This is a genomic window from Frigoribacterium sp. 9N (assembly GCF_902506305.1).
Lineage (GTDB): Bacteria > Actinomycetota > Actinomycetes > Actinomycetales > Microbacteriaceae > Frigoribacterium.
This window is the reverse complement of sequence record NZ_LR733398.1, coordinates 1-16,107: the sequence shown is the minus strand read 5'-3', so window position 1 is coordinate 16,107 and position 16,107 is coordinate 1. Positions and strand designations below refer to the sequence as shown.

The window sequence follows — 16,107 nt, the reverse complement described above, 5'->3', positions numbered from 1 at the left end:
GGCGGCGGGGGTGGTGCCGGGGCGCGACTCGTCGAGGGGTTCGTGGGTCACCGGCACATCCTGCCAGCCCCCTGTTTCGTGCACGTGACGCGCCGCGCGCCCGCTTGTCAGCCTGCCGCACCGTCGAGTGGACGTGACGCCGCCGCATGCCGCGGTGTCTCGTCCACACGGCGGTGTCCTTCCGGAGCGATCAGGCCGCGCCGCTCATCACCATGGCGATCGGCACGACGACGGCGATCAGACCGGTGACCGCCACGAGGGCGCAGAGCACCGGACGGCGGGTCGTCAGCGGGATGACCCCGGGCACGATGGCGGCGGCGTTCTTGCCCGAGAAGACCTCATCGGCCGGCATGATCGTGAGTCGTCCGTGCTGGGCGATCTCGAGCAGTTGTCCTCCGGGCCAGTTGGCCTCGGTGAGGACGAGTCGGCGGCCCTTGCCGTCCCGGACAGCTAGGTAGGCGAGGCTCTGCACACCCAGGTTCAGCGTGCAGAGGATGCCGCGTTGTGAGCCGTCGAGTTCGACGGTCGTCGTGCGTCCGCACCCACGTCTGGTCACCGCGGTGTCGGACACGGTGATGCTCGTCGTCCGGAGGTAGATCCACAGACCGGCCGCCAGAATGACCAACAGGACGACAAGGTACGGGACGACGGTCATTCCCATGCGATTCCAGCCGATCAGGAAGGCGAGGGGTATCAGGACGAGTCGGCCTTTGGCCTTCGCCCAGAAGTGCGGCCACGTCGGTCGGTAGGTGATGGCGGGCGGGAGGGGGCTACTGGTCATGGTTCTTCTTCCTCTGGGGTGGTGTCTGACGGAGGGTCGTTCGTGAGATGCCACGAAAGACCTTCCGCGAGCTCGTCCATGAGGCGGACGACCTCGGAGAATGGGTGGGGAAAGGGAGCTTCCGCGATCAAGATGACGCGGGTCGACGTGCCCTCCTGCAACCACGTCCAGGTCACCTGGCCCATGGCGGCGGGGCGCGAGAGTCCCTGCAGAGGCACAAGGCGGATGGCCTGGATTCGGTGGGCGCTTCCGAGGTGCGTTCCGAGGGTTGCGACGGATGGTGGCGCCAGGCATGTCGAGCTCGCGATGAGGGACTCCCTCAGCAGGCCTTCTCTCATCGGATGGTCGTCTTCGGCGACGTAGAGGGCGGCCCAGGCGACCGGGCCCGAGTCCTGACGCCCGGAGGCCACGAACGCGGCTATCGCGCCTTGTTCCTCCAAGGTCGTCCGCAGTCCGGCAAGCGGATGCGAGTCATCGGGAGGCCCCTGGCCCGCCACGCCGAAGAGTGGTCGCCAGAAGGATGAGTGATGGATGGTCAATTCCAGGTCTCGGTCGGGTCTCATGCACTCGCCGCCGCGACGACAGGGGGAGCCCAGAGCGACCAGATGATGATGCCAAGAAGGACCGCGGCGATCATGGTCAGGGAAACGGCGATGACGAGGGTCGCCCAAGGGTGTCGTTGTGGGGGCGACAGCATGCCTGGTGCGAGGGCGTCTGCTTCTGCTGGGCTCAGCAGGCCATTGCCGTTGGAGTACCTGAGGGGAAAGTGGCGCGCGATCCGTTCCAGGTCAGGGGGGGCCCAGTAGGCACCCGTCAGCCGCACGATTGGCTGCTTGCCCCGTCCCAGGATGAGACGAAGAACGGGTCGAGGACCATCCACAGTGGCGAAGATTCCGGCCGTCGGACGAGTCCTGGGGACATGTCGAGTCAAGAAGAAGCGCGAGTAGCTCAACCCGTCGTCGTGCAAGACGACGCGGGTGGTCACCATGTAGAGGCAGATGCCGCCGAGAACGAACACCAGGACGACTGCGGCAAGAGCCCAGCCCACCGCCGAGTCCCGGACGGTGAACGGGATGAGGCTCGTCGACCCGCCCGAGATGACGGCGTTTCGTGCGTAGTGGCGCCATCGTGGCCGTAGGACGAATGGCGTCGACATCGCCCGGCTCACGAGCCGGCCTTACTTTCAGCTGAGGTCGACGAAGGTCGGGTTCTGGCCGGCATCGTCCAGCGGAAAGCACGCACGATGTCATCGGCGTGGGCGAGTTGCGGCGAGAGAAAGACTCCACCCGTCGCGATGAAGGTCATGAGGAGGACACAGGCGCGCCGCTCGGGAACGTCAACGATGTAATGAACTCGTGCCGTTTCGAGGGGCTCCTCGAGCGCTTGGCGTTGCTCGGATGAAAGGTCTGTCGTGCTGGCGATTCCCCGGCGTGCAAGCGCGAGTTCAGCCGTCCTGGCCCACTGTGCGGCGCTTTCCGTCCATCGATCCAGGACTCGTGCGACGTCGCCCTGGCTGGTGCTCATGGTGCTGACCAGGCTCGTTGGCCCGGCGAGGGAACGAGCGACCTCGACATTCAGCGAGACGCCTGAGCGAGCTTCGTTTGTCACCACGGGCACGACGGACAAGCACATGGGGCCCATCGATGGCCCGGCGGTCGACGAGAAGACGAAGAGGTCGAGGACGCCGTCCTGCTTTGCCTGCGAACAAATCGCCAGATAGGTGTTCTTTGCACGCCGACGGGCCAGAACCGTGTTTCGCGCGTCTCGTTGGCGACCCAGCGATGTCACCCCGTCGAGGAATCGCTCGATCTCGCTGTCGAGATCGATTGCGAGGTTCAGGCGACCCCACCCGTGCGGAAACGTGAAGGCATACCCCGCGGACGTCACAGCGACCCCACATGGATTTTCGTCTTCTCGGTCCAGAAGGTGCCCGCCGCCATGTCGGCTGCGTCCTGCCCGGCCGACACCAGCGACTTGACGTTTTGACCTGCACCCAGCAAACCGTTCGTGAGGGCTGAAACGACGCCGGGAGCAAAGAGTTCGCGTGCCTTCGGCCCACCCGCGGCCAGGCGGCGCATCGCGAACATCTCGGCGGCCCCACCCAGGAGCAGATTGTCGAGGCTGGTGACGAGGGGGTTCCTCGCCACCGCGTCGAGTCGCTCGGCAACGGCTTGCCGCTCAGCGAGCCGGGCCTGTTTTGCGGCCTTGGTGGGAACCCCGGCAAGTGCGCGAGCGCTGACCGAGTCGATGATCGATCGTCGCATCCCCGATGTGGCCACCAGCGCTCCCTTGGCAGCCCCCAAGCCGACGATCGAGAGGCCGACGCCGAGGAGTTCGGTCCCGACCTCCGCAGGGGTTGCGTCGCCCGCACTGGCCTGAGCAAGGGTGATGACGAGGAGGAGCACGGCGGCTGCGATTCCGATGCCCAGAGCGAAGGGGCCGATTATCGGTACGAAGCTCAGGACGGCCAGCACCGGCCCGAGCGCGTTCAGGACGTCCTTGATGGCCCCCAGCACCCCGCGGGCGTCGTGCACCACCTGCTTCACCCCGTCCCACCACGTGTCGCGCAGCTCGTCGTCACCCGCCAGGCGGATGGCCGCGATCGCTTGGTCGTTGAGGGCGCCGTACTCGCCGTCCGTGTCGCCCCCGGTGCCGACCAGGCGGGTGATGACCGCCTTCGCGTCGGCGAGGTCGGTGTCGGCGAGGTCGACGGCCCGCGTCCGGGCGGCCTCTTGCCGGTCGATCTCGAACGGGTCGGTCTCGCCGGGGACGACGTACTTGTCGGCCGTGCGCCGCGCCTCCTTCGCCTCGTCGGCGTCGAGGCGCGCGGCGTCCGCCTGGCGCTGGAGCTCTTCGAGGCCGTCCGCGTAGGTGTCCAGCGCCGTGGCGAGGTCGAGGTAGCGCTGCTTCGCCTTGTCGATCGCGTCGGCGAGCGGTTCCGCCGACGTCGTGAAGGTGCGGCCCGACTCGGAGTCCCACCCCTCGGCCTTCGCCAATCGACGCAGCCGCCTCGACTGGGTCTCGATCGAGGTGCCCGTGGCCCGCGCCGAGGTGGCCGACGACCGGATCTCGGTCGGATCACCGGGCACGGGGTCGGACGCCAGGTCGAGCGGGCTCCAGTCCCACGGGCGGCTCATGCCGCACCCGCCGTGTCGGTCGGGGTCAGCGCCGCAGCCAGCTCGTCCTCGGCCTGCGTGAAGGTCTTCGCCGCGCCCTCGGCCATGGCGCCGACCGCCGCGATCGACTCGAGCATCCGCCCGCGCGCGATCGCCCAGTCGTCGGCGAACGCCGTGACGGCCTGTTGCAGGCGTGGCGAGCCGACGCCGTCACCGGAGGCGCCGGCGCTGCCCGACGACAGGTCGGTGTGCAGGGTCTGGAGGTCGCGCGCCGACGTGGCCAGCGCCTCCAGATCGATGTCCATGTACTGCGCCACGGCGGTTTCCCCTCGTCGATATGAGCAATGTCACACACCATACCGACTGTTCGGCCCACCGCGACCTGCCTGTGGAGAACCCTGTGCCCCCTGAGATGGGCGGATCGGCCCGCGACCCGCACCTAACGCCCTGCCACCCCCGGCCGATAGTCACCCGTAGCCGCTCAGGACGAGCAGCGACACCTGCCCCACGGATGGCGGCAGGAGACACAGACCTAGGACGGGCCGATGATCGTCGTCACGCGACTCAACGACAGCAGATTCGCTGTCAACCCTGACCTCATCGAGCGCATCCACGAGACGCCCGACACGGTCCTGATCATGGTCGACGGCGCCAAGTACGTCGTGACCGAGCCGATGGCCGAGGTCATCGAGATGATCGCCCGTTACCGGGCCCGCATCGTCTCGCTCGCCTACGACGAGCCGTCCGCCACCGCGCCGACGCCTCAGGCGCTCGGCAACCGCACCTCCACCGGTCCGCAGCTCGGCATCGTCCGAGGCTCGTCGGGTGCAGGAGGCGCGGGTCGCGTCACCGAGTTCCGTCCCGCCGTGCAGGCTCCCGCCGTCCACGCGCCGACCGCGCCGTTCGTGCCGGCTGCGCCGGCCGCATCGGCCGACACCACGCAGGGACGCTGACCGTGGATCCCGCAACGATCATCGGCATCGTCCTCGCCCTGGGTGCCCTCTTCGGCATGATCCAGCTCGAGGGCGTCAGCATCGCCGGGCTGCTGTTGCCCGCCCCGATCATCCTCGTCTTCGGCGCCACCATCGGCGTCGGCATCGCCGGCACGACGATCAAGGACGCGATCCTCAGCTTCAAGAAGATCTCCCGCGCCTTCACCGGCAAGGTCGTCCCTCCGCAGTCGGTCATCGACGGCGTCGTCTCGCTCGCCGAGAAGGCCCGCAGCGAGGGCCTGCTCTCGCTCGAGCAGGAGGCCGAGAAGCTCGACGACCCGTTCATGAAGGGCGCCCTGCAGAACATCGCCGACGGCACCGACGGCGAGGAGCTGCGCATCCTGCTCGAGGACGAGATGGAGTCCCGCCTCGCCGCCGACCGCACGGCCAGCAAGTTCTTCATGAGCCTCGGCGGGTACGCCCCGACGGTCGGCATCGTGGGCACGGTCGTCAGCCTCACCCACGTGCTCGAGAACCTCGCCGAGCCCGACGAGCTCGGCCACATGATCGCCGCGGCGTTCGTCGCGACCCTGTGGGGCCTGCTGACGGCGAACTTCCTCTGGCTGCCGCTCGGCGCGCGCCTCAAGAAGCTGGCCGACCTCGACGAACTGCGCATGACGCTGCTGATGGAGGGGGTGCTGGCGGTCCAGGCCGGAAGCCAGCCGCGCCTCCTCGGCGAACGCCTCAAGGCCATGGTGCCGACGCACGCGCTCGACGGCGGCGACGGCAAGGGCGGCAAGGGTGGCAAGGGCGCCAAGGCCAAGGCCGGCGCGAAGACCGGTGGCGACGACCAGGGGCTGGCCGCATGAGCGGGGCACGCGGCGGTCGCAAGAAGAAGGGGCACGCCGAGGACGAGCACCCCGACGAGCGCTGGATGGCCTCGTACATGGACATGATCACCGTGTTGATGTGCATGTTCATCGTGCTGTTCGCCATGTCGAACGTCGACCAGGACAAGTACATCGCCCTGCGCAACTCGCTCGCGACCGGCTTCGGCCAGACCGACGTGGGCAAGGTCGACACGGCCTCGGGCACCGTCGTGAACGCCGCCGACGTGACGAAAGAGGGCAAGGGCTACTCGTCGGGCGACGAGACCGACCTGAGCAAGGCCGCCGCCTCGGGGGAGGCCCAGACCGCCGAGCAGGCCGCCGCCGCCACGGTCGCGGCCCAGGGCGAACTGGACGACCTCACCGCCATCAAGGCCGCGATCGCCGCGAACCTCGAGGGCTCGGGGCTCAGTGCCGACGTCGAGTTCGCCGTCGACGCCCGGGGCCTGACCGTCCGCCTGATCGGCTCCGAGACCTTCTTCGGCACGAACAGCGCCGACCTCAGCGGCACGGCCGTGAACGTCATGAACGCCATCGGGCCGGTGCTGAAGACCTCGGGTCACGACGTCTCGGTCGAGGGCCACGCCGACCAGCGCAGCTCGACCGCGCCTTTCGCGACCAACTGGGAGCTCTCCTCCGCCCGCGCCACCCAGGTGCTGCGCGACCTCGTCGAGCGGGGCGGTGTGGGTGCGGACCACATCCAGTCGGTCGGCTTCGGCTCGTCGCGTCCGCTCAGCACCGGCACGACCGACGCCGACCTCGCATCGAACCGCCGGGTCGACATCGTCGTCCTGTCGAACCAGTCCGACGCGGTGAGCGCGCTGCTGCCGCAGCTCGAGCAGGCCGCCGCCGCCGCAGGAGGCGCGGTGACCGACGGTCGCAACCCCACCGTCCAGCAGGCGGCCGACACCTCGACCACGGCCGAGTCGGGTGACGCGTCGACGGCGGACGCCGCGGCCGAGACGAAGACCGAGACGAAGACCGAGAAGAAGACGGAGAAGAAGGAGGAGTCCTCGGGCCACTGACCCCCGACGGGCCCCACCGGCCCGGGAGCGCGACCCCGCGCCGCAGCACGACGACGGCAACCCAGTCCGGGGGGTACGACCGATCCTGGGCTAACGCCCAGGTGGGGCGGGCCGATAGCTCCGTCCGTGACACTCCTCGACGCCCCGACGGGCAGCAGCGCACCGACCTCGACGGTCGGCTCGTCGACGCGCCCGCAGAAGACCGTCGAGGTCTACGACTTCCGCCGTCCGACGACCCTCGCCCGTGAGCACTCGCGCGTCCTCGAGCTCGCCTTCGACACCTTCGCGCGGCAGTGGGGCACCCAGCTCACCGCCAAGGTCCGGGTGCTCTCGCAGGTGACCTGCGACCAGGTGCAGATGCTCACCTACGACGAGTACGCCTCGTCCCTGCCGCCGACCACCGCCATGGTGCTCTGCACCCTCGAGGGTGTCTCGGCGAAGGCCGTCATCCAGTTCCCGTCGTCCGCCGCGCTCACCTGGGTCAGCCACATGCTCGGCGCCGTCAAGCCCGCCACGCTGCCCGAGCGCACCTTCACGCCCATCGAGCAGGCCCTCGTGCGCCGCCTGATGGACGACGCCCTCGACGACCTGCGCTACTCGTTCGGCACCATGCTCGCCGACCCGATCAGCGTCGGCGGGTTCCAGTACAACTCGCAGTTCGCCCAGGCCGCCCAGAAGTCCGACCTGATGATCGTCGCCTCGTTCGAGATCCGCGTCGGCGAGCGCGTCGCGCCCGGCACGGTCGCGATCCCCGCCGACGTCCTGCTGTCGCAGCTGGGCGAGTCCAACCCGACGATCGACGCCGCCGACGCCCGCGACCTGCTCGGCGCCCAGCTGGCCTCGGTGCCGGTCGGCGTCTCGCTGACCTTCGCCCCCGCCGCGGTGCTGCCGAGCGTCGTGCTCGGGCTGGCCGTCGGCGACCTGCTGCCGCTTCCCCACCCGCAGCACCGCCCGCTCGAGATCAGCGTCGACGGCCAGCCCGTCGGCCGTGCCGCCGTCGGAGCCGCCGGCTCCCGCCTGGCCGGCATCGTCGTCTCCACCTCCCTGACCGGCACCGAAGAAGGAACCTCATGACCGGCACGACCATCACCCTGCACACCGCGGCGGTCGAGGCGCTGGTCGCCCAGCTGCCGACGCCCACGCCCCTGCGTGCCGTGGCCGTCGACCCGGCCTCCGCGCACGGCCTCCGCCTCGCGGGCCCGTCCGTCGTGGTCACGTCGTTCGTCGGGTCGGTCTCGGCCGACACCGCGGTCCTGCTGGCCGACATGGACCAGCTCGCCGCCGCGGCGGGCACCGACAACCCGATGGTCTCGGTCTCGGACGTCCTGCGTCCCGCGCTCGAGGCCGCGACGGGCGTGCTCGGCACCGGCGTGCTCGGCGAGAGCCGTCGCGAGTCGGCCGACGCGCTCCTGACCGACCCCGAGACGGTCGTCTTCGAGCTGACGGCCGCGGGTCAGCCCGCCGGCTGGTTCGCCCTGCGCCTCCGCGAGACCGGCACGATCGGCGGCTCGTCGCCCGTGGCGCCGACCGTGGGCGCGGTGTCGACCGGCAACCTCGGTCGCATCAACAACGTCGAGATGGCCCTGACGGTCGAGATCGGCCGCACCCGCATGTCGGTCCGCGACGTCCTGGGCCTCGAGCCCGGTGCCGTCATCGAACTCGACCGCTCGGCCGGCGCCCCCGCGGACGTGCTGCTCAACGGTCGCCTGATCGCGCACGGCGAGGTCGTCGTCGTCGACCAGGACTACGCCGTCCGCATCACCAAGATCCTCGACGTCGCCGACGGCATCGCCTGATCGTGGACACCGTCGTCGTCGGCCTGCGGGTCGTCCTCTCGTTGGGCGTCGTCCTCGCCCTGCTCTGGGTGCTGCAGAAGCGCCTGGTGAAGGGCGGTCGTGCGGGCTCCCGCGCCACGTCGCAGGTCTCGGTCGTCGCCCGTCAGGGCGTCGGCGCGAAGGCCAGCGTCGTGGTGGTCGACGTCGAGGGCGAGCGTCTCGTGCTCGGCGTCACCGAGTCGTCCGTGACCGTCCTGGCGGCCGCCGACCGTCCCGTCGACGCCGGCGCCCTGACGCTGGTCCCCGAGCCCGAGGAGACCGCGACCGAGTCCGTCACGCAGGAGGCGCGGGTCACGTCGATCGCCCCCGTCGCGTTCGCGTCCGTCCTGTCCGCCGAAGGCGCCGCGGCCCGCGACGAGCTGCCCGCCCGCCCGGCCGACGCGACCCCCGTCGACACGACCCCCGTCGAGTTGCTGCGCCCCCGCGGCGCCGCCCGCCGTGCCGCCGTCTCGCGTCCTCGTGACCTCGACGCACGTCGTCGCGGTCGCACCGCCAAGTCGATCGAGGGCTCGATCCTCGCACCCGACACCTGGCGTCAGGCGGCCGCGGCCCTGCGCAGCGGACGAGCCGGATGACCGGCCGCCGGTCGTCCGCGTCCCCGACCCGCCCCTCCTTCGCGTCCGCCCTGCGTCGCCTTGCCCGCCCGACTCTGCGGGACGGCCTGCACGGGGCCCCCCTCGGCCGCTCCCTGGTGGCCGCACCCGTGCGCTTCGCCGACACGCGCTTCGCCCGGGCCGTCGTCGTCACGCTGCTCGCGCTCGTCGTGGCGTCCGCCCTCGTCATGCTGATCGGTCAGCAGGCGAACGCGGCCCCCGTCTCGCCGACGGCCCCCACCGCTCCCACCGCCCCGGCCACGGACGGCACCGAGGCCACCACCGGCACGACCCCCACCGACTTCACCGACACCGACCAGACCACGTCGGACGGCACCGGCTCGGGCGGCCTGAGCATCGACATCAACGGCCCCGACGGTGCGCCCAGCCAGGCCGTCGTCACCCTGATCGGCATCACGCTGCTGAGCGTGGCGCCCGCGCTGCTGCTGATGATGACGTCGTTCACCAAGATCTTCGTGGTGCTCGCGATGACGCGGAACGCGCTCGCGCTGCCGTCGATCCCGCCGAACCAGGTGCTCGCAGGGCTGGCCCTGTTCCTGAGCCTGTTCATCATGGCTCCGATCCTGACCCACATCAACACGGACGCCGTGCAGCCCTACCTCGACGGCCGCCTCGACCTGCAGGGCGCGATCGACGCCGGCATCGCGCCGTTGCGGGAGTTCATGCTCGCCCACACCCGCGAAGAGGACCTCGCGCTGATGACCCGGTCGGCGAACCAGCCGAACCCCGACAGCCAGGCCGACGTGCCCATGCTGACGCTCATCCCGTCCTTCATGATCAGCGAGCTGCGCGCCGCGTTCATCATCGGCTTCGTGATCTTCATCCCCTTCCTCGTCATCGACCTCGTCGTCAGCGCCGCGCTCATGTCGATGGGCATGATGATGCTGCCGCCGGTGATGATCTCGCTGCCGTTCAAGATCCTGCTGTTCGTCCTCGTCGACGGCTGGGGCCTCATCATCAAGAGCCTCATCGAGAGTTACCAGGTGGGTGCCTGATGGATTCCAACGCCGTCCTCGACCTCTCGATGCAGGCCCTGATCATCACGGGCAAGCTCGCCGCACCCGTGCTGATCACCTCGCTCGTCGTCGGTTTCGCGATCTCGCTGCTGCAGTCGATCACGCAGATCCAGGAGGTCACCCTCTCGTTCGTGCCGAAGGCCGTCGCCGTCGGCATCGCGCTCATCGTCACCGGCCACTGGATGATCAGCGAGATGGTGTCGTTCACGACCATGGTGTTCGACCGCATCCCCCAGCTGCTCAGCGGCGGGTAGGGACGCACCGTGTCGTTCGACCTCAGCTGGCTCGAGGCCACCCTCCTCGCCGCCGTGCGCATGACCGCGTTCCTCGTGATCGCGCCTCCGTTCTCGTACCGGGCCTTCCCGGCGAGGGTGAAGGCCATGCTCGGCATCGGGCTCGCGCTCGCCGTCGCGCCCCGCGTCGCCCCCGGCTACGTGTCCCTCGAGACGGGACCGTTCGTCATGGCCCTCGTGCTCGAGCTCGTCGTCGGCGCCGTGCTGGGCTTCCTGGTGTTCGTCGCCTTCGCCGCGGTGCAGGCGGCCGGCAGCCTGATCGACCTCTTCGGCGGCTTCACGCTCGCCCAGGCGTTCGACCCGCAGTCGATGGTCAACGGCGCGCAGTTCACCCGGTTGTTCCAGATGACCGCGCTCGCCCTGATGTTCGCGACCGGGGGGTACCAGCTGATCATCGGCGGCCTCACGCGGTCGTTCGACGCCGTGCCGCTCGGGCTCGGCATGGACCTCTCCCGTCCGGTCGAGCTGCTGACGACCGGCGTCAGCCAGCTCTTCCTCTCGACCATCCAGATCGCCGGGCCGCTCTGCGTCGTGCTGTTCCTCGCCGACGTCGGCCTCGGGCTGCTCTCCCGCGTCGCGCCGGCCCTCAACGCCTACGCGATGGGCTTCCCGCTCAAGATCCTCATGACGGTCATGCTGGCCGGCGGCGTCTTCCTCGCCCTGCCCGGCGTCGTGGCCTCGTTGACCGGCGACGCCGCCGACATGCTGCTGGGGGTGGGCTGACATGGCGGACGACTCCGGCGAGCGCTCCGAGGCCGCAACCGAGAAGCGGATGAAAGAGGTCCACTCGAAGGGCCAGCTGTCCCGGTCGCAGGACCTCAGCGCCTGGGTGGGCGTCGGCGCCGCCGCCGTGATGATCCCCTCGACCATCGAGCGCGCCTCCTCGGCGGGCGTCGACCAGATGTTCTCGATCCGCCAGGCCATCACGCACCCCGACTCGGCGACCGTGGTCACCGAGCTGATGCAGGGCGCGGGTTCGATGGGGGCCACGATCGGGCCCATGCTGGCCGTCGTCGGCGTGGCCGTCCTCGCGACCGCGATCGTGCAGGGCGGCGTGCACATCAAGCGCATGACCGGCAACTACGAGCAGTTCAACCTGCTCAACGGCCTCAAGAACACCTTCGGCACGCAGGCGCTCTGGAACGGCGCGAAGGCGTTGATCAAGACGACCGTCGTCGGCCTCGTGCTCTGGTTCGCGATCCAGGGCCTGATGCCCGTGCTCATGAGCGGCGGCGGCCTCAGCGTCTCGGCCGTGCTCGAGGAGGCCAAGGCCGGCACCGGCATCCTGATCAAGGCCGCGATCGCGGCCGGCCTGCTGCTCGCCTTCGCCGACGTGTTCGTCGTCATGCGCCGCAACCGCAAGAAGACCCGCATGACCAAGAAAGAGGTCAAGGACGAGAACAAGTCGAGCGACGGCGACCCCCTGGTCAAGTCGCAGCGGCGTTCCCGTCAGCTCGCGATGAGCCGCAACCGCATGATCGGGGCCATCGCCGACGCCGACGTCGTCATGGTGAACCCGACCGACTACGCCGTGGCGGTCAAGTACGAACCCGGCAAGTCGGCTCCGCGCGTCGTCGCGAAGGGCGCCGGCACGGTCGCCGCCCGCATCCGCGAGCAGGCCACCGCCGACGGCGTCCCGCTCGTCGTCGACGTCCCGCTGACCCGAGCGCTCCACGCCGCCTGCGGCCTGGGCGAGGAGATCCCCGTCGACCTCTACACGCCGGTCGCCCGGGTGCTCACCTTCGTCATGGCGCTCAAGGCCCGCGGCACGCTGAAGGGGACGCACACGCCGCCCCGCGTCACCACGGCCGACGAGGTGGCCGGCGTCCTGGCTCCCGAGTCGCTCGAGGCCGACGCCGTGCCCCGCCGCCTCCGCATCGCCCGCGAGGCCGCGACCGGCCCGACCGGCGCGACCTCCGCACCGTCCCGCACCGCGCCTCCTGCGCTCTCCCGCTCCGTCCGCCCCGCCACCCCTGGAGGCACCCGATGAAGTCCACCCTGCCCAAGCTCGCCGTCCCGGTCGGCATCGTCGGCATCGTGCTGCTGCTCGTCGTGCCGGTGCCCGCGCCGATGCTCGACGTGCTGATCATCCTCAACATCCTGTTGGCGCTGGTGATCCTGCTGACGACGCTGTTCGTCAAGAAGCCGCTCGACTTCTCGGTCTTCCCGTCGCTGCTGCTCGTGGCGACGCTGTTCCGCCTCGGGCTCAACGTGGCCTCGACGCGTCTCGTGCTCGGCGACGGCTTCGCCGGCGACGTCATCGCCGCGTTCGGGCACGTCGCCGTGAGCGGCTCGATCATCATCGGCTCGGTGATCTTCCTGATCCTCGTCGTGATCCAGTTCGTGGTCGTGACCAAGGGTGCCGAGCGCGTCGCCGAGGTGGGCGCCCGGTTCACCCTCGACGCCATGCCGGGCAAGCAGATGGCCATCGACGCCGACCTCAACGCGGGCCTCATCACCGACGAGGTCGCCAAGCAGCGTCGCGCCGACGTCAGCGCCGAGGCCGACTTCTACGGCGCCATGGACGGTGCGTCGAAGTTCGTCAAGGGTGACGCGATCGCCGGCATCATCATCATCATCATCAACCTGGTCGGCGGCGTCGCGATCGGCGCGCTGCAGAACGGCATGGCGATCGGCGACGCCCTCTCGCACTACGGACTGCTCACCATCGGCGACGGCCTGACGACGCAGATCCCCGCCCTGCTGATGGCCGTCTCGACCGGCATGATCGTCACCCGCTCGGGCGCCGACACCGAGATGGGCGCGCAGGCCGCGTCACAACTCGGCCAGTCGCGCATCGCGCTCGCCGTGGCCGGGACCGCCGCCATCGGCATGGGCTTCATCCCCGGCATGCCGATCGTCGCGTTCCTACTGATCGGTGGGGCGCTGCTGCTCGTCGCCTACCGGCTCGGCGTGGCCGCCAAGGCCGAGGAGGCGCGCGCGGCCCTCGCGGAGCAGCAGGCGGCGGTCGTCGCCCCCACCGACACGACCGACGACCTGCTCGAGCAGATGCGGGTGCACGCGCTCGAGATCCTGCTCGCGCCCGACCTCGTCGACATGGTCGGGGGAGCGTCGGACGACCTGCTCGGCCGGGTCAAGGCCCTGCGTCGCAAGATCGCTGTCGACCTCGGCATCGTCGTGCCGCCCGTCCGCACCCGGGACAGCGTCGACCTGCCGCCGGCCACCTACTCGATCCGCATCGCGGGCGTCGAGGCCGGTCGCGGTCAGGCGCCGGCCCGCTCCGTGCTGGCCCTCGGCGACGCGCTCGACGGCCTGCCCGGCACCGCCACGGTCGAGCCGGTCTTCGGCCTCGCCGGCAAGTGGGTGCCCGCCGAGATGCGCCACAGCGCCGAGATGACCGGAGCAACGGTGATCGACCGCGTCTCGGTGCTCGTGACGCACCTGTCGTCGATCATCGCCGACAACGCCGCCCGACTGCTCACCCGCGAGGACGTCCGCGTGCTGACCGAGGGCGTCAAGCAGGTCAACGCCCCGGCCGTCGACGACCTCGTGCCGAACATGCTGTCGCTCGCCGAGCTGCAGCGCGTCCTCCAGGGCCTGCTGTCGGAGCGCATCCCGATCAACGACCTCGCGCGCATCTGCGAGGGGCTGACGCTGCGGGCGAAGGTGTCGACCGACCCGGAGGGACTCGTCGAGGCGGCCCGCGCCTCCCTGGGCCCCGCGCTCACGGCGCAGTACCTCGACGGCCGCGTGCTGCGGGTCATCATGATCGACCCGACCCTCGAGCAGTCGATGCTCGAGGGGCTGCGACCGAGCGACCAGGGGACGCAGATCCTGCTCGACGGGCACCGGGTCGAGCAGGTGCTCGGGTCGCTGCGCGAGGCCGTGCAGTCGGTCGAGGCGCAGGGTCTCAGCGCGGTGCTGGTCTGCGCCCCGGCGTTGCGACCGGCCATCCACCGGCTCGTGTCGGCGCAGCAGAACGGCCTGCCGGTGCTGTCGTACCAGGAGGCCACCGCCGCCGGCTCGACCATCGAGACCGTCGGCGTCGTCCGCGCGACCGACTCGATCGTGGCCTGAGATGCCGACCACGATCGTCATGACCGGCGAGACGCTCGACGGGCTGCGCCGCGAGGTGCGGGCGACCCACGGGGCCTCGGCGCGCATCGTCGCGGCGCAGAAGGTGACCGTCGGGGGAGTCGGCGGCTTCTTCGCCCGCAAGCACTACGAGGTCACCGTCGAGGTGCCCGACCCCGCGATCGACCTGCCCGTCGCCCGGGTGCGCATCACGACGCCGGTGCCGGCCGAGCGTGCGGGCATCGCGGCGTTGCTGGCGTCGGCCGACGAGGCCGAGGACGCCCTGCAGGCGGGGGCTCCGGCAGCCCGGGCCGCCTGGTCGGCGTCGCTGGCCGCGGGGGACGCGGCCGCGACGGCGGCGACGCCCGCGCGCGACGGCTTCGACGACGTGCTGACCGGTTCGGCCGTGCCCGTGAGCCCGCGTCGGGCCGCCCGCGCCGCGGCGGCCGCGGCGACGGGTCCCGGCGGGGCCTCGGCCTCGCCGTCGAGCGCAGGAGGCGCGGTGCCGGTCGCGTCCCCGGCCGACGTCTCGACGCGCACCGACGCGTTCGCCTCGATCATGGACGACCTCACCTTCAACGGCATCGCTCCCGCCGCCGGTGCCGCCGCCGGCCTCGGAGCCGGTGTCGCGGCGACGGGCCCGGGCCCCACCGCCGTCGCCGACGGTGACGCCGCCGACCCCGACGCGCCGCACGGGGCCGCTCCCCGTCGGACGGCGGCGTCGCTCGCGGCCGCTGCCGACGCCCTCGCCGCGCAGGCCCGGGCCGTGGCCTCCCCGGGCGTGCCGCCCGCCCCCGACGTGTCGCGCGGGGCAGGCGACCTCGTCGTGGTCGTCGGCCGCCCCGGCGACGCCTTCCGCGTGGCCGCCCAGATGGCCTCGACGTTCGGGCTGCGCTCCGTGGACGTGTCGGATCGCCGGAGCGGCATCCTGGCCCGGGCCACCGGCGTGCACGAGAACTCGGCCGTCGTGACGGCCCTCGCCTGGGACGCGGCCGCACCCGCCGCCCTCGAGGCGATCGCCGCCGACCAGGTCTGGGTCGCGGTCGACGTCGGGCGCAAGCACGACGACACGGCCCGCTGGGTCGAGGCCGTCCGGGCGGTCGCGCCCGTGGTCGCGGCCGCCGTGGTCGGCGAGGACGACACGGCGACCCCGGGCACGGTGCACCTGCTCGGCGTGCCGGTGGGCTGGCGCGAAGGAGGCGCGACCCGCTGAGTCGCGCCTCCTCCGGTGGTCGTCCTCTCGCGGCCGCGCCTCGGGGCCGGTGTCGTCCCGCGATCGCCGACCCGCGCCTCCTGCCTGTCGTCGTGGCCGGTGCGCCCCGCGCTCGGTAAGCTGGTCCGATGCTGGTGCTGACACGCAAGGTCGGAGAACGCATCGTGATCGGCGACGACATCGTCATCACGGTGCTCGACTCCCGTGGCGACGGCGTGCGCATCGGGATCGACGCACCGCGCGGGGTCAAGATCCAGCGCGAAGAGGTCATCAAGGCCGTGACCGAGGCCAACGTCGAGGCGTCGAAGGCCCCCGACGACGCCGAGGCCCGCCTGCGTGCCGCCCTCGGCGCCCCCGCCC

Annotated in this window: 18 protein-coding genes; 13 read left to right on the top strand and 5 right to left on the bottom strand. The window is 70.9% G+C overall.

Going from position 1 to position 16,107, the window contains the following annotated elements; all coding sequences use genetic code 11:
* Positions 1–190: 190 nt before the first annotated feature.
* The 5 genes from ARTHRO9V_RS15435 to ARTHRO9V_RS15415 all read right to left on the bottom strand — a co-directional run bounded on the left by ARTHRO9V_RS15435 (position 191) and on the right by ARTHRO9V_RS15415 (position 4,202).
* Positions 191–781, bottom strand: coding sequence for a hypothetical protein (locus tag ARTHRO9V_RS15435; RefSeq protein ID WP_159829002.1), 591 nt, complete (start codon positions 779–781; stop codon positions 191–193).
* A gap of 559 nt (positions 782–1,340) precedes the next feature.
* Positions 1,341–1,949 (bottom strand): hypothetical protein, encoded by a 609-nt coding sequence (locus tag ARTHRO9V_RS15430; protein WP_159828999.1) that lies wholly within the window; start codon positions 1,947–1,949, stop codon positions 1,341–1,343.
* A complete protein-coding gene (locus ARTHRO9V_RS15425; RefSeq protein WP_159828996.1) occupies positions 1,946–2,668 on the bottom strand; it encodes a hypothetical protein in 723 nt (240 codons plus the stop codon). Before ARTHRO9V_RS15425 ends, ARTHRO9V_RS15430 begins: the two co-directional genes overlap by 4 nt.
* Positions 2,665–3,918 carry a putative T7SS-secreted protein gene (locus ARTHRO9V_RS15420; protein ID WP_159828993.1) on the bottom strand — a complete coding sequence of 418 codons (1,254 nt, stop codon included), beginning with the start codon at positions 3,916–3,918 and terminating at the stop codon, positions 2,665–2,667. The genes ARTHRO9V_RS15425 and ARTHRO9V_RS15420 overlap by 4 nt, the downstream gene beginning before the upstream one ends.
* A complete protein-coding gene (locus ARTHRO9V_RS15415) occupies positions 3,915–4,202 on the bottom strand; it encodes a hypothetical protein (RefSeq protein ID WP_159828990.1) in 288 nt (95 codons plus the stop codon). The genes ARTHRO9V_RS15420 and ARTHRO9V_RS15415 overlap by 4 nt, the downstream gene beginning before the upstream one ends.
* A 240-nt stretch (positions 4,203–4,442) precedes the next feature.
* Here ARTHRO9V_RS15415 and ARTHRO9V_RS16030 point away from each other — a divergent pair, with 240 nt between their 5' ends.
* The 13 genes from ARTHRO9V_RS16030 to csrA form a co-directional block, all read left to right on the top strand.
* The gene (locus tag ARTHRO9V_RS16030) at positions 4,443–4,850 is read left to right on the top strand and encodes a flagellar FlbD family protein (protein ID WP_159828987.1); all 408 of its coding nucleotides are present in this window, start codon (positions 4,443–4,445) and stop codon (positions 4,848–4,850) included.
* 2 nt (positions 4,851–4,852) lie between these two features.
* Positions 4,853–5,698 carry a motility protein A gene (locus ARTHRO9V_RS15405; RefSeq protein ID WP_056043640.1) on the top strand — a complete coding sequence of 282 codons (846 nt, stop codon included), beginning with the start codon at positions 4,853–4,855 and terminating at the stop codon, positions 5,696–5,698.
* Complete coding sequence (locus ARTHRO9V_RS15400) at positions 5,695–6,741, top strand: flagellar motor protein MotB (RefSeq protein ID WP_201298977.1); 1,047 nt, start codon at positions 5,695–5,697, stop codon at positions 6,739–6,741. Before ARTHRO9V_RS15405 ends, ARTHRO9V_RS15400 begins: the two co-directional genes overlap by 4 nt.
* A 126-nt stretch (positions 6,742–6,867) precedes the next feature.
* Positions 6,868–7,815, top strand: coding sequence for a flagellar motor switch protein FliM (locus ARTHRO9V_RS15395; protein WP_056043639.1), 948 nt, complete (start codon positions 6,868–6,870; stop codon positions 7,813–7,815).
* Complete coding sequence (gene fliN, locus ARTHRO9V_RS15390) at positions 7,812–8,537, top strand: flagellar motor switch protein FliN (protein ID WP_056043636.1); 726 nt, start codon at positions 7,812–7,814, stop codon at positions 8,535–8,537. The genes ARTHRO9V_RS15395 and fliN overlap by 4 nt, the downstream gene beginning before the upstream one ends.
* A 2-nt stretch (positions 8,538–8,539) precedes the next feature.
* Entirely contained in the window at positions 8,540–9,151 is a 612-nt protein-coding gene (locus tag ARTHRO9V_RS15385; RefSeq protein WP_159828984.1) for a flagellar biosynthetic protein FliO, read from the top strand.
* Positions 9,148–10,185, top strand: coding sequence for a flagellar type III secretion system pore protein FliP (gene fliP / locus ARTHRO9V_RS15380; protein WP_370516213.1), 1,038 nt, complete (start codon positions 9,148–9,150; stop codon positions 10,183–10,185). Before ARTHRO9V_RS15385 ends, fliP begins: the two co-directional genes overlap by 4 nt.
* Positions 10,185–10,460, top strand: coding sequence for a flagellar biosynthesis protein FliQ (gene fliQ / locus ARTHRO9V_RS15375; protein WP_043596053.1), 276 nt, complete (start codon positions 10,185–10,187; stop codon positions 10,458–10,460). Before fliP ends, fliQ begins: the two co-directional genes overlap by 1 nt.
* A 9-nt stretch (positions 10,461–10,469) precedes the next feature.
* A complete protein-coding gene (locus ARTHRO9V_RS15370; RefSeq protein WP_255350769.1) occupies positions 10,470–11,222 on the top strand; it encodes a flagellar biosynthetic protein FliR in 753 nt (250 codons plus the stop codon).
* Position 11,223: 1 nt separating this feature from the next.
* Positions 11,224–12,489, top strand: a complete 1,266-nt coding sequence (locus tag ARTHRO9V_RS15365; RefSeq protein WP_159828981.1) for a flagellar biosynthesis protein FlhB — start codon at positions 11,224–11,226, stop codon at positions 12,487–12,489.
* Positions 12,486–14,537 (top strand): flagellar biosynthesis protein FlhA, encoded by a 2,052-nt coding sequence (locus ARTHRO9V_RS15360; RefSeq protein ID WP_159828978.1) that lies wholly within the window; start codon positions 12,486–12,488, stop codon positions 14,535–14,537. The genes ARTHRO9V_RS15365 and ARTHRO9V_RS15360 overlap by 4 nt, the downstream gene beginning before the upstream one ends.
* Position 14,538: 1 nt before the next feature.
* Positions 14,539–15,747, top strand: coding sequence for a hypothetical protein (locus ARTHRO9V_RS15355; RefSeq protein ID WP_159828975.1), 1,209 nt, complete (start codon positions 14,539–14,541; stop codon positions 15,745–15,747).
* Between the two features lie 128 nt (positions 15,748–15,875).
* Positions 15,876–16,107, top strand: a 232-nt coding sequence (gene csrA, locus ARTHRO9V_RS15350; RefSeq protein ID WP_159828972.1) for a carbon storage regulator CsrA, incomplete at its 3' end; no start/stop codon positions are given.

What these genes read in the sequence shown, in the direction of transcription:
- ARTHRO9V_RS15435 (WP_159829002.1), bottom strand. Translation starts at nt 781, where the DNA reads ATGACCAGTAGCCCCCTCCCGCCCGCCATCACCTACCGACCGACGTGG.
- ARTHRO9V_RS15420 (WP_159828993.1), bottom strand. Translation starts at nt 3,918, where the DNA reads ATGAGCCGCCCGTGGGACTGGAGCCCGCTCGACCTGGCGTCCGACCCC.
- ARTHRO9V_RS15415 (WP_159828990.1), bottom strand. Translation starts at nt 4,202, where the DNA reads ATGGACATCGATCTGGAGGCGCTGGCCACGTCGGCGCGCGACCTCCAG.
- ARTHRO9V_RS16030 (WP_159828987.1), top strand. Translation starts at nt 4,443, where the DNA reads ATGATCGTCGTCACGCGACTCAACGACAGCAGATTCGCTGTCAACCCT.
- ARTHRO9V_RS15400 (WP_201298977.1), top strand. Translation starts at nt 5,695, where the DNA reads ATGAGCGGGGCACGCGGCGGTCGCAAGAAGAAGGGGCACGCCGAGGAC.
- fliN (WP_056043636.1), top strand. Translation starts at nt 7,812, where the DNA reads ATGACCGGCACGACCATCACCCTGCACACCGCGGCGGTCGAGGCGCTG.
- fliP (WP_370516213.1), top strand. Translation starts at nt 9,148, where the DNA reads ATGACCGGCCGCCGGTCGTCCGCGTCCCCGACCCGCCCCTCCTTCGCG.
- fliQ (WP_043596053.1), top strand. Translation starts at nt 10,185, where the DNA reads ATGGATTCCAACGCCGTCCTCGACCTCTCGATGCAGGCCCTGATCATC.
- ARTHRO9V_RS15365 (WP_159828981.1), top strand. Translation starts at nt 11,224, where the DNA reads ATGGCGGACGACTCCGGCGAGCGCTCCGAGGCCGCAACCGAGAAGCGG.
- ARTHRO9V_RS15360 (WP_159828978.1), top strand. Translation starts at nt 12,486, where the DNA reads ATGAAGTCCACCCTGCCCAAGCTCGCCGTCCCGGTCGGCATCGTCGGC.
- ARTHRO9V_RS15355 (WP_159828975.1), top strand. Translation starts at nt 14,539, where the DNA reads ATGCCGACCACGATCGTCATGACCGGCGAGACGCTCGACGGGCTGCGC.